At 53.7% G+C, this 12251-nt stretch carries 10 protein-coding genes; 1 reads left to right on the plus strand and 9 read right to left on the minus strand.

Features of this window, described 5'->3' with window-relative positions; all coding sequences use genetic code 11:
- Window positions 1–32: 32 nt before the first annotated feature.
- From C7H09_RS04995 to C7H09_RS05035, 9 genes are all read right to left on the minus strand, one after another.
- Window positions 33–830: an enoyl-CoA hydratase/isomerase family protein gene (locus C7H09_RS04995; RefSeq protein WP_106761511.1), complete on the minus strand. Its 798-nt coding sequence runs from the start codon at window positions 828–830 to the stop codon at window positions 33–35.
- 62 nt (window positions 831–892) lie between these two features.
- On the minus strand, window positions 893–2002 hold the full coding sequence (locus C7H09_RS05000; protein WP_106761512.1) for a CaiB/BaiF CoA transferase family protein: 1110 nt from the start codon (window positions 2000–2002) through the stop codon (window positions 893–895).
- Between the two features lie 48 nt (window positions 2003–2050).
- On the minus strand, window positions 2051–3325 hold the full coding sequence (locus C7H09_RS05005) for a CoA transferase (protein ID WP_206074271.1): 1275 nt from the start codon (window positions 3323–3325) through the stop codon (window positions 2051–2053).
- Between the two features lie 9 nt (window positions 3326–3334).
- Entirely contained in the window at window positions 3335–4192 is an 858-nt protein-coding gene (locus tag C7H09_RS05010; RefSeq protein WP_106761514.1) for a MaoC/PaaZ C-terminal domain-containing protein, read from the minus strand.
- 81 nt (window positions 4193–4273) lie between these two features.
- The gene (locus tag C7H09_RS05015; RefSeq protein ID WP_106761515.1) at window positions 4274–5194 is read right to left on the minus strand and encodes an SDR family NAD(P)-dependent oxidoreductase; all 921 of its coding nucleotides are present in this window, start codon (window positions 5192–5194) and stop codon (window positions 4274–4276) included.
- A 90-nt stretch (window positions 5195–5284) separates the two neighbouring features.
- Window positions 5285–6952 (minus strand): acyl-CoA dehydrogenase family protein, encoded by a 1668-nt coding sequence (locus tag C7H09_RS05020; protein WP_106761516.1) that lies wholly within the window; start codon window positions 6950–6952, stop codon window positions 5285–5287.
- A gap of 78 nt (window positions 6953–7030) precedes the next feature.
- The gene (locus tag C7H09_RS05025) at window positions 7031–8230 is read right to left on the minus strand and encodes an acetyl-CoA acetyltransferase (RefSeq protein ID WP_106761517.1); all 1200 of its coding nucleotides are present in this window, start codon (window positions 8228–8230) and stop codon (window positions 7031–7033) included.
- 29 nt (window positions 8231–8259) lie between these two features.
- On the minus strand, window positions 8260–9705 hold the full coding sequence (locus tag C7H09_RS05030) for a 3-oxoacyl-[acyl-carrier-protein] synthase III C-terminal domain-containing protein (RefSeq protein WP_106761518.1): 1446 nt from the start codon (window positions 9703–9705) through the stop codon (window positions 8260–8262).
- A gap of 62 nt (window positions 9706–9767) precedes the next feature.
- A complete protein-coding gene (locus C7H09_RS05035; protein ID WP_106761519.1) occupies window positions 9768–10907 on the minus strand; it encodes an acyl-CoA dehydrogenase family protein in 1140 nt (379 codons plus the stop codon).
- A gap of 258 nt (window positions 10908–11165) precedes the next feature.
- Between C7H09_RS05035 and C7H09_RS05040 the strand changes: the two genes are divergently transcribed.
- On the plus strand, window positions 11166–12158 hold the full coding sequence (locus C7H09_RS05040) for a LysR family transcriptional regulator (protein ID WP_106761520.1): 993 nt from the start codon (window positions 11166–11168) through the stop codon (window positions 12156–12158).
- Window positions 12159–12251: the final 93 nt, after the last annotated feature.

The raw sequence follows: 12251 nt of genomic DNA on the forward strand, positions 1-12251 counted from the left end.
GAAACTTTACTCAACTCTGGAACAATCGGAATTCAACGGCCAGAGAACACCGGCTTTCGCTTCTCGTTAAAAGCGGTAACACCTTCAACCCAATCGTCGGCTGTCACCGTATCTCCGAAGGTTTCGGCTTCAGCCTGCAACTGGTATTCGAGAGAGTGTTCAAGTGAGGAGGCAATCAGTTTTTTGATATTGCCGTAGGCCTTGGTGGGCCCCTTCGCTAACCTTTCAGCAAGTGCACGGGTTTGCGTCTCAAGCTCATCAGCGGGCACAACCCGGTTAATCATGCCAATGTCCTTGGCTTCCTGAGCACCGAATCGGTCGCCTAACAAGGCAATTTCCATTGCCTTTTTTGTTCCGACCAGTCTCGGCAGGAAATACGTCGCACCGCCATCCGGGCTACTGGCAATATGAGAGTAAGCCAAAGTAAAAAAGGAACTGTCAGATGCAATGACCAGATCACAACTCAACGCCAGGCTCACACCCGCACCCGCTGCTGCGCCGTTGACAGAAGCGATAATCGGTTTGTTTAAACGCCGCATCGTTGAAATCAAACCATTCAAGTTGGCCTGTATGCGGTTAATGAACGTAACTCGCCGCTCAGCAGGCGTCAGTTTAGTGAAGTCGTAAAACGACTTAACGTCGCCACCTGCCACAAAGTGGTCACCGTGCCCTCGAAGCACAACACAACGCACGGTGGAGTCTGTTTCAAGCTCCTGGAATACTCTAAGTAGCTGCTCGCGCATTTCCAGCGACAATGCATTGCGAACCTCTGGTCGATTCATCGTGAGATAAGCAACACCGTTTTCTACTTCGTACAGAAGATGACTCATTTTTGTTCTCCTCGCGCTACCGGATAAGTGATACCGGCACCTGAATTTTTTAGATTTCGCAACTAGAGTGCGCTTAGTTTTTCGCTGTCATAACCTAGCTCGGTAAATACGGCCTCGGTATCGGCACCATAAGGCTTAGCCGGAGAGGGTGTGCCGGAAACGGTTCTGCTAAACCGCGGGGCAGGAGCCGGCTGAACCATTTCCCCAACACGAATGTAGGTTTTTCTGGTGACGTTATGAGGGTGCGACGCGGCTTCTTCGAGGTCCAGCACCGGAGCAAAACAGATGTCGGTCCCTTCCATGAGCTCACACCATTCATCCCGGGTTTTCTGAGCAAAGGCCTCCGCCACCGCCTGCTTGAGCTCAGGCCAGTTTTCCTTGTTCAACTGGTCTCGAAACAGGTCTTCTGAAAGCCCCGCCACATCCAGCAATTGAGCATAGAACTGAGGCTCTATCGATCCAATAGAGATGTATTTGCCATCACGGGTTTCATAAGTGTCATAGAAGTGAGCCCCCCCATCGAGCTTGTTAGTGCCGCGGTCCAAGCTATGGATTCCCATCGCATGCATGCTGTGGAACATCGCCATCAGCACAGCGGAACCATCCGTCATGGCAGCATCTATTACCTGCCCCTGGCCCGACTTCTGAGTCTCCAGAAGCGCCGCGACGAGACCCAGTGCCAGAAACATTCCACCACCGCCGAAATCCCCCACCAGATTTAATGGCGGAACAGGCTTTTCCCCGGGCCGCCCGATTGCATGAAGGGCACCCGTTAGGGATATGTAATTGATATCGTGGCCAGCAGCGCGGGCCAAAGGACCAAATTGGCCCCAGCCGGTCATTCGCCCATAGACCAGCCGGGGGTTTCGCGCCATGCATTGTTCAGGTCCCACTCCCAGCCTCTCGGCCACACCTGGGCGAAAGCCTTCAAAGAGAGCGTCTGCTGTTTCAACCAAGTCCAGCAGCGCAGCAACTCCTGCGGGCGTTTTAAGGTTCAACGCGACTGACCGCTTTCCACGGCGACTGCAATCCAGCGCTACGGCCGGAGGGTTGGAACCTGAACGCTCAATACTGATTACCTCAGCACCAAGGTCCGCAAGTACCATTCCGCAAAAGGGGCCAGGCCCCAGCCCTGCTAGTTCTATAATGCGAAACCCGTGTAACGGTCCCATGTTTACTGCCTCCAACAGGCCATAATGTGGTGGCCTTTATTTTTGTTGTTACGAGCTAGCTACGATCTTCTCATCGAAAAGTCGGGCAATTTCGGGGGCCGATAAGCCCAGCGTATCGGCCAGAATCTCTTCCGTGTGCTCGCCAAGTTTGGGTGCAGGCCTCACAGGCTCCCGCTCAACGGAAGTGAACCGCAGAGGATGGTCCGGCATCAGGTATTTACCAATGCCCGGCTGCTCAACCATCTGGAAAAGGGGGTTATCTACCGAACAATCAATGTCTTGCTCGACCGCCTCTTTCACGGTCTGATACTTGCCCCAGCACGCCCCAACCTTGTCAAGTTCAGCAGTTACTTCGGAGAAGTTACGATCAGCAAACCAGGGCTTGAACACCTCTGTAATACCATCACGCCCTTTATAACGATCCCCTTCTTTCCTGAAATCAAGGCCGAGCCGATCTTGCAGAGCCTTTATTTCATTCTCGGTACCGGTTACCTGAACCAGGGCACGCCACTGGTTTGGACTCACTCCAACAACCATCAAGCGTTCGCCATCTTTGCACTGGAAATCATGGCCATAGGTGCCGTAGATATTGTTTCCAATGGCATCACGCTCAGTACCATTGATCATGGCTTCCGCCACATAGCCCAGATTACCAAGTGTCGCGAGCGCCACATCGGCCAAGGCAATACGTACCAATTGCCCCTCGCCGGTGCGAGCTCGGTGGCGCTCGGCCGCAAGGAGACCAAGCGCAATCTGCTGGCCAGTAATAACATCCCAGGCTGGCATCGGATTGTTTAAAGGCGCAATGTCTCCACTGTGTCCCACCCCAGTCATGGAAGGGAACCCAACTTTGCAGTTGACTGTGTAATCCAGTGCGCCCCGACCATGGCGGTCGCCTACCAGGTTCAGGTAAATGAGATCTTCGCGCTCCTGCCTGAGGCGCTCATATGAGAGCCACCCCTTGGCAGGGAAATTCGTCAGAAACATACCGGCCTGTTCACCTGGCGCCGCTATCAGTCGAGTCAGCAGCTCTTGACCTTCCGGGCGCTTGAAGTCGACGGCGATCGACCGCTTACCCTTATTCAGGCTATGCCAGTAGAGACTCTTCTGGTCTTTTGTGACGGGCCAGCGGCGGTAATCGATACCTCCAACAATAGGGTCAAAGCGAATCACATCGGCCCCAAGCTGGGCCAGCGTCATGCCACCTGAAGGCGCAGCAACGAACGCACTGCCTTCCACCACTCGAAGGCCTGAAAGTATGTTCTGCATATCTTTTTCCTGAAGATCAGAGCAAAGAAAAAAAGCCGCCGAACCGGCGGCCAAGACCTATCGTCAACTTACTTCTGCATATCCGTTGTTGATCACCACAACATCACGCTCAACCACACGACAGCGAAACGCCACAGCATCGTCCTCACGCCAGATCTCGGTACGGATAGTTTCGCCTGGATAAACCGGCGAGGAGAATCTGAGTCGGATCCTGTGGAAACGGGCCGGATCGTAGTCACAGAGGGTTTTCAGAATAGCGTGGGTGGCCACGCCAAATGTGCACAAGCCATGCAGAATCGGAGCCTTGAACCCTGCGGCAGTAGCGACGGAGGGAGACGCATGCAGCGGGTTATAGTCACCTGACAGGCGATAGATAAGAGCCGACATGGGCAGGGTCGGAAGATCGCAGGTCATATCTGGTGCCCGCTCAGGAATTGGGTCCGGTTTAGGTGAGGGTACCGCAGGGCCGCCAAAGCCACCGTCACCGCGGGCCATCGTCGTGCTGATCAGTGTACACAGATCTTCACCGGTTGCTGCGTCACGGACAGTTCGCTCAGACAGGATCAGAGCACCTCTGCCCTCCCCCTTATCAACAATCTCATTGATTTTGGTGGTGGCCTCAACCGTGCCTGACGCCGGCAAAGGCTTGTGCATGATCATTTCCTGACCAGCATGGAGAATTTTGACCCAGTCGATCCCGGTATCTGGCTCCTTCGCCCAGAATCCTGGATAGGCCAGCACGTTGGCCATGCTCGGCAGAGCCTTCAAACCATCTTCGTAGACGAACTGGAGGCACTGCTCATCCAGGGGATCAATACCCATGCCCACGCCTAAAGCGTACAGAATGGTGTCTTTTTCCGTGAAGGTATGTTCCAGCCGCTCAAACTTGCGACTCATCAGCTTGTTGTAATCGATCGCCACCAGAGCTCTCCTTTGTTCTTGTATCATCGCCAGACGTGCCCAGGTTGATCCGGGCACGTCCCTGAGTCATTGGCAATATTTTCAGAAAGGGTCCCAGCTGAATACATCAGCAGAACGGCTCAGAGGATAAAAATCGGCTTCAAACGCAGGCAGTACCCGATCCAGAACGGTGTCCGGAGTCCAGCCTTCAGAAGTATGGGCTGAACGGAATGGACGCGGCTGGCTGAACAGGAAGATTTCGTTGTTACGAACACCGAAGATCTGGCCAGTTACATTCTTGGCCTTGTCTGAACAGAGAGAGACCGCCAGTGTAGCAATCTTGTCTGGAGTCATTTGCTGGATCTTGGCTACGCGAGCTTTCTGCTCTTCTGTATCGGTCGGAATACTTCCGATCAAACGACTCCAGGCGAACGGAGCGATACAGTTGGAAGTCACACCGTAGCGGGCCATATCCAGCGCCATAGACTTGGACAACCCGACAATGCCCATCTTCGCTGCAGCGTAGTTAGCCTGGCCAAAGTTGCCAATCAGACCTGATGTTGAGGTCATGTTTACGAAGGTACCGCTTCCCTGCTCCCGGAAGATAGTCGCAGCTGCACGGCTTACATTGAAAGTACCCTTCAGGTGAACCGCGATTACGGAATCAAAATCGTCTTCGGTCATTTTGTGGAAAATGACGTCACGCAGGTTACCAGCGTTGTTAACCACACCATCCAGCCGACCGAAAGTATCTACAGCAGCCTTGACGATGTTCTGACCACCGTCCCATGACACTACGCTGTCAAAGTTGGCGACAGCATCGCCGCCGGCAGCCTTGATTTCATTTACCACTTCCTGGGCCGGCGTGGCGTCATTCCCGGAACCATCCGCACTGCCCCCAATATCGTTAACAACGACTTTAGCGCCGTTTTCTGCCAGCATCAGGGCGGTTGCACGCCCAATGCCGCGGCCGGCACCCGTTACGATAATAACCTTGCCATCTAACAGTTTATTGTCGCTCACAATTATCTCCTTAAAGCTTGTTGTAGTCTTACCAATAAATATTGTCGTGATGCCAAGGCATCACCGCTTAATTGCACCCGGCGGCGCCCTTCAGGCGCGGCTCACCAAGTTTCGGGCAATTACTTTCAGAGCCAGAGTTTCTTCGGCGCCCTCAAAGATTGACAGAACCCGCGCATCGACAAAGTATCGGCTGACCGCGGTCTCTTCCGCATACCCCATTCCGCCGTGAATCTGCATTGCCTCACGGGTAACCCACTCGGCGGCCCTGCAACTGAAGAGCTTGACCAGACTCGCCTCCATCTGACCTTCACCTTTATCCATCATGCGCGCCACGGCGTAGGTGAATTGACGCGAGGCGGTTAGCGTTGCCATCATCCGGCCGAGTTTGACCTTGGTAAGCTGATAGTCCCCGACAGGGCTGCCGAACACCTTACGATCCCGTGAATAGCTCAGAGCCTTTTCAAATGCTGCCTGCATGACGCCTGTTGCACGGGCTGCCGTTTGAATGCGTCCGCCGGCAAACCCGGCCATGGTGAAGTAGAACCCTTTGCCTCTTCCACCTTCTTCACCAATCAGACAATCAGACGGAACGAAATAGTCCTCGAAAAATACATCAAAAGAGTGCATTCCCCGGTAACCGATAGTGGCGATGGCCTTACCTGAAATTACGCCACCACCCGGCTGCTGATGCCGAAACTCATGTCCGGAAGCTGAAGGCTTTTCGACGATAAAGAGGCTCAGGCCTTTATGGCCTAGCGAGGGGTCAGGCTCACTCCGGGCCATAGTTATCAGAACACTGGCTTTACCACCGAAGGTGCACCAGGTCTTGCTGCCGTTGAGCAGCCAGCCACCCTCTACCGGAGTCGCCTTCAGACCAAGTGAGGCCACATCGGAACCGTAGTTAGGCTCGGTAATGGAAATGGCGCAGAGCTTTTCACCCGACGCAATTTGCGGCAGCCACTTCTCCTGTTGTGCGGACGTACCACCCTGCAACAGAGCCTTTGCCGCTATTTCCGGACGAGTGATCAAAGAACCCGCAGCCCCCAGAGAGGCCTTCGATAATTCCTCTGTCACCACGATCATCCCGAGACTGTCATCATGATCATCTGGCTGCAAACCACCAAACCGCTCCGGGATACTGATTCCAAAGCAGCCAAGCTCTGACGCTTTCACCAGAATCTCATCCGGGATATCCGTATCCTTACGGTGAATCTCCTCCGCAAGGGGAGCCACGACGTCTGCGCCGAACCGGGCAAACATATCCCGAACCATTTCCTTGTCTTCAGACAACAATGACGGAAGGTGTAACGATCCGCGAGCCGTTACGGTTTCTCCAATACCGGCCAGAAATTCCGCGCTTCCAAAACTGGCCAGGAACGCCTGGAACTCTGCATCCGCATAAAGTCCGGAAAGCTCCCCGACATTCAAGCCAAGATCCTTAGCTCGCGCCAAAAGGCGTTGCATAACCGACTGAACAGCTTCCGCCGTATACGCCAATGCATTGTTCGCAGCCAGGCCATCGGTTTGTGCTGCAGAGCGCGCATACTCACAGACTTCTCTGGAAGCCTCGAGCTCAGCCACGCAGAATGCCAACTCATAACAGCTAAGTTGGTGCCGATCCAGCAGTTCGCCATCAAGGCGACCGTCTACCGTGCAGTGCGCTTTAAGGCTTCTAAGACCTTGACCAACGTGGGGGTCCAGAGCCCGAACGGCATATTCTGCTTGATCTAAAGCCGAAGCCCAGTCACTGAAACTCATAGTCAATTCACCTAGTCAAAGGGAGCGGAGAAAAGCCGGAGCAGGATCTTTCCCGCCCCGGAGGCAAGCGCCTAACCGTTATTCATACCGACCAATGATCGAGATACTGCAAATATTCTGGTGCGGGAACCCACCAAGGTTATGGTTCAGAGCTAAGCGCGGATCTTTGAGCTGACGCGCTCCGGCACGCCCCTGGAACTGCAGATAGTTCTCATAGATCATGCGGAGACCGGAGGCGCCGATCGGATGCCCAAAGCACTTCAAGCCGCCATCGATCTGGCAGGGAATACGACCATCGGCATCAAAGTCACCGTTCAGAATATCCCGAACAGCCTGCCCTTCGTCGGACAACTGGAGATCCTCCATGGTCACCAGTTCGGTGATCGAGAAGCAGTCATGAACCTCTGTCATGCTCAGTTCTTCACGGGGGTTCTTGATGCCAGCCTCGTCATATGCGCGCTGCGCAGCAACACGGGTAGTTTTCAGATAAGAACCGTCCCACTCGCTGTAGCTGGCTTCTTCGCCATTCGAAGCAGCAAGCTGCAGGGCCTTAACAGAGATCATGTCATCCCTGCCAAGAGCGCGAGCAATCTCTGGAGTACACACAATGGCGCAGGCAGCGCCGTCACTTACCCCACAACAATCAAACAATCCGATCGGCTCGGCAATATAAGGAGCCTTCAACGCCTGCTCTTCAGTAATTTCGCGCTGCAAGTGAGCCTTGGGGTTCTTTGCTCCATTTGCGTGACTCTTTACTGACACATGAGCCATTGCACGCTTGAGGTCTTCCTTACTAATACCATGCTTGGCCCGGTAGCCACTGGCCAGCTGTGCAAAAGCTCCGGGGGCTGACAGGTTCGGCCAGAACATATCGTTTTCAACGCCGCGAGTACGCTGGGGAAGGCCGCCGTAGCCTACGTCTTTCAGCTTTTCCACACCCAGGGCCAGAGCGATATCGCAGGCTCCTGAGGCTACCGCATAGACAGCACCACGGAAGGCTTCTGTGCCAGTGGCACACATATTTTCGACCTTGGTTACCGGAATATTCGGCAGTCTCAGAGCTACCGACAGTGGCATTGCACTGGAGCCTACGTTATAGGCATCAATGCCTGCACCGAACCAGCCCATTTGAATCTGGTTCTTGTCAATGCCGGCGTCTGCCAGACACTCTTCAAATGCTTCGGACATCAGGTCTGAAGGGCTCGCATCCCAGCGCTCACCAAACTTGCTGCAGCCCATTCCGAGGATTACTACTTTATCTTTAATTCCACTAGCCATTGCTATTCCCCTATCGTTAGCTGCCTGAATTATTGGTGGGCCGGAGTTGCTTTCCAGAAGTACTTCCGGAAACCACGCTGATGGTCAAATTGGCGAATCCGGAAGTGCAAAGACACCTCTACACCCGTCTCAATCGCACCCGGCTGAACCTCGGTGAAGTCCATCATCAGGCGCCCGCCACCTTCAAACTCCACCAGTCCGAAATATGCCGGTGGATTCCAGTCGAAGGTGAGGCGATCAGCAGTCCAGGTCTTGACATGCCCCTTGAGAGCAGCCATGGGATAATCTTCCTGGCTGTTCAGGGCGTTACACTCGGGGTTAACGCAATAGTTGTCTTTCGGAATCTGAATGGTGCCGCAGTCACGACATTTGCCACCCACAAATCCGGTCAGCAAGTCCTTCTGACGATACATGGCAGCAAGATAGCTTTGCTTATCAAGCTCACCACGCTTACCAACATCCCGGTCAACGAGGTTATTGAAGCTCAGAAACTTGTTGTAGTTCGAGTCTTCCCTGCGACGTGCCAAAGCACCGGAGAAGCCAGTTGCAGGACGCTTGGAAGTCACAAGCTCTGTGGCGCGCAAAAGGATCGCGTCAGCGCCCTGCCCGAACCCGGTAAGCAGAATCAGGTCACCAGGTGCGGCGTTTTCCAGCACCTTGGCCAGCAACAGAACCGGGTGAGCAGCTCCGGCGACCCCCATATCGGTGATATGGTTATCAACGACAGCCTCAGCCGACACACCAATTTTCTTGGCGACAGCCGCAGGCGTCCTCGCCTGATCAGTAGCGAGAATGAAGTGCGCTACTTCGGAAGCCGGAACCCCTGCTTTTTCAAGCAATCTGGATACGGCGGTGGGCACACTCTTCATGAAGCCTTCATCACGAATCCAGCGCTCTTCCCACTCGTAATCGATAGTCGAGTCTTCGCCGCGATAGTGATCCACAAAGTCTGTCACATAGGTTTCACTGCCCAGGTACTCGGCAATCACATCGTCGGCACCAACAGCTACTGCTGCTGCGCCGTCACCCCACAACATTTCACCGCGGGAACCGCACTTACTCCGGCGATGCTCGGAGGCCACCAAAACAGAATTGCCCTTTCCACTGCCGGACTCGAACAGAGAAATCAGGGCCGACGTTGCCGCCCGCTGCGATGCGGTTACATCCATCGTGCGCAGCTTGTCACCCAGGTTCAGAGCTTGACTCACAACCACCGAGTTCTGGCGATCGAGGAACGGCATGGTGGTTGAAGCAAGATAGAGAGCATCGACCGAATCGCGATCCAACACCGAGAAACAGTCCTGTCCGGCCTCAACGGCCATTGTGATGGTGTCTTCATCCCAGTTACAGACGCTTCGTTCACCCTTAGCCAATCCTCGAAGACCCGCATCGAACCAGTCGTTTGCATCAGCAATCGCCGACTTAAGCAAGCGGGTTCTCGGGATATAGGCGCCGTATGCGGTTATACCTGACATATCATTTCCTTCCTTACTTTTGGTGCATTTCCGACCAGCCACGCTGACCGGAAACGTCAGGATTAGAGGGAGCGAGCAATAACCAGCTTCATGACTTCGGAGGCGCCGCCGTAAATACGACGTACGCGAGCATCTACGAACATCCGCGCAATCGGGTATTCCGTCATATAGCCATAACCACCGAACAACTGAAGACACTTATCAACCACAACACCTTCATTCTCGGTGGTCCACAACTTGGCCATGGCGCCTTCTTCCGGGGTCAACGTACCCTCATTACACTTTTTGATGCACTGGTCCAGGTAGGCCCAACCCACGTCGAGGTTCGTTTTCAGATCTGCCAGGGTGAACTGAGTGTTCTGGAAATCGGCCAGCGCCTGACCAAACATTTTGCGCTCTTTAACGTATGCATTAGTAACATCAAATGCACGCTGAGCTTCCGCCTGGGCGCGACAAGCGATGGTGATTCGCTCGCGCGGAAGCTCACGCATCATCATCGCAAAGCCTTCACCTTCATTTCCTACCAGGTTAGATACCGGAACACGCACATCCTGGAAAAACATCTCAGATGTATCGGCGGCCTTCTGTCCAATCTTGTCGAGATTACGGCCCCGCTCGAAACCGGCACGATCGGCCTCAACAATAATCATGCTGATACCACGGGCACCCTTGGAGGGGTCGGTTACACAGGCAAGGAGCACAAAGTCGGAGTTCTGGCCGTTCGTGATATAAGTCTTCTGACCATTAATGACATACTCATCACCGTCGCGGACCGCGGATGTGCGAATTGCTTTCAGGTCACTACCGGCGCCGGGCTCAGTCATACCAATCGAAGCGATCACCTCACCGGAAACCATTTTCGGCAGCCATTTCTGTTTCTGCTCTTCCGTCCCCGCGTGAAGCAAGTAGTAAGCAACGATATCTGCGCTTACTGAGAAGCCAACGCTGGCACCACCAATGGCGTAACCGGTCTCTTCTGACAACACCATGTTGTACATGAAGTCAGCACCCGGCCCGCCATACTCTTCCGGAACGCCACAGCACAGAAAGCCGTTTTCACCTGCCTTGCGCCAGAACGCCTTGGGAACTATGCCATCCTTCTCCCACTGCTCAATATTGGGCTCAAGCTCTTCACGAAAAAAGCGGCGAGCATTTTCGCGAAACAGCTCATGGTCGCTGCTGTAGATGGAACGATTTTGCATAGTCTTTATCCTCTTAATGAATACAGGTCTGGCGCTCCGAACGACTCCCTTTCACTTCGGTAGAGGCAGCATCGGGGCCTGACTTGGCTTTTAAACCTTGCCAGAAACCCTATCAGCTAAAAAAAACTACAACAATTATATACTTTTTATACTACTGATCTATTCTTGGCATACCAGGACCATTAAACCTATGCCTAGTTTCCACCACTGATATAGAGTAAGAACCTAGCAACCACACAGCTGAAGAAGGCCCGCACTATGTCCTTTAACCTTAATATTGATTTGCGCCAACTCAACACCTTCCTGACCGTTGCGGATACTGGAAGCTTCAGCAGAGCGTCCGAGAAATTATTTATTGCCCAACCAGCCCTTAGTCGACAGATCCGGATGCTGGAAGATGCACTCAGCGTTGAGGTATTCGTGCGTCATGGCCGAGGGGTTGTGCTGACGGCAGCAGGAGAGCTGCTATACGAGAGGGCGAGACTACTCCTTCAAAGCCTGGAAAGGACACAAGCTGACGTTACAGCTATTGCCGGCGAGGTAACCGGACAAGTAACGCTCGGATTGCTGCCCACAGTGACCCACGCCTTTTCCGGCACAATCATTGAGCAGTACCGCAAGCGCTTTCCCCAGGTACACTTGGCCGTCAAATCCGCCATGAGCGGCACACTTCAGCAAATGGTTACCCAACACCGCCTGAACCTTGCAATCACCTATAACCACAGTAACCACAAAAACCTTCGATACAAACCACTTCTGGAGGAACGCCTTTACCTGATATCCCCCGCGAACAGTAAAGTGTCGAAGCGATCTGAAATCACCCTGACTGAAGTGATCGATTTACCCTTGGTTATGCCAGAAGAAAAGCACGGTCTCAGGGTAGCCATGGAAAAAGAGGCCGCGGAAAGAAAAAAAACCATCAACCTGGCCCTGGAAGTAAGCGCCTGGCCCATGCTGACAGACATGGTGCGTCGCGGCTTGGGTTATACGATCCTTTCATCCGCAGCAGTTCACGACATGGTCCAACGAAAGGAGCTTGTAGCGATCCCCATTGTTGACCCGGAAATCAAGCGAACACTATCCATCGTTACGCCCACAGACCTACCAGCCTCCGTCGCGACCACAAAACTCGCCGAAATCGTCATGCAGCAGGTAGCCGAACAAGTTGAAGCGGGCCACTGGAGCGGAAAGCTACTGTTCAACCCAAAAGAGATCGCTCAAACAGCCAAAGAAATGGACGGCGATACCTGAACGAAATCTCGCCGACATCTCCGGATAACAGAAACAGATCCGTCTTATGCAGGAAGGTATGCCACAACCGCATACCTCATATCTAATATAGAT

The sequence above is a fragment of the Marinobacter fuscus genome (genome assembly GCF_003007675.1).
GTDB lineage: Bacteria > Pseudomonadota > Gammaproteobacteria > Pseudomonadales > Oleiphilaceae > Marinobacter > Marinobacter fuscus.

Excerpts from the sequence above, each read along its gene's own strand:
- C7H09_RS05000 (WP_106761512.1), bottom strand. The coding sequence starts at position 2,002 with ATGGGACCGTTACACGGGTTTCGCATTATAGAACTAGCAGGGCTGGGG.
- C7H09_RS05035 (WP_106761519.1), bottom strand. The coding sequence starts at position 10,907 with ATGCAAAATCGTTCCATCTACAGCAGCGACCATGAGCTGTTTCGCGAA.
- C7H09_RS05025 (WP_106761517.1), bottom strand. The coding sequence starts at position 8,230 with ATGGCTAGTGGAATTAAAGATAAAGTAGTAATCCTCGGAATGGGCTGC.
- C7H09_RS04995 (WP_106761511.1), bottom strand. The coding sequence starts at position 830 with ATGAGTCATCTTCTGTACGAAGTAGAAAACGGTGTTGCTTATCTCACG.
- C7H09_RS05020 (WP_106761516.1), bottom strand. The coding sequence starts at position 6,952 with ATGAGTTTCAGTGACTGGGCTTCGGCTTTAGATCAAGCAGAATATGCC.
- C7H09_RS05030 (WP_106761518.1), bottom strand. The coding sequence starts at position 9,705 with ATGTCAGGTATAACCGCATACGGCGCCTATATCCCGAGAACCCGCTTG.
- C7H09_RS05040 (WP_106761520.1), top strand. The coding sequence starts at position 11,166 with ATGTCCTTTAACCTTAATATTGATTTGCGCCAACTCAACACCTTCCTG.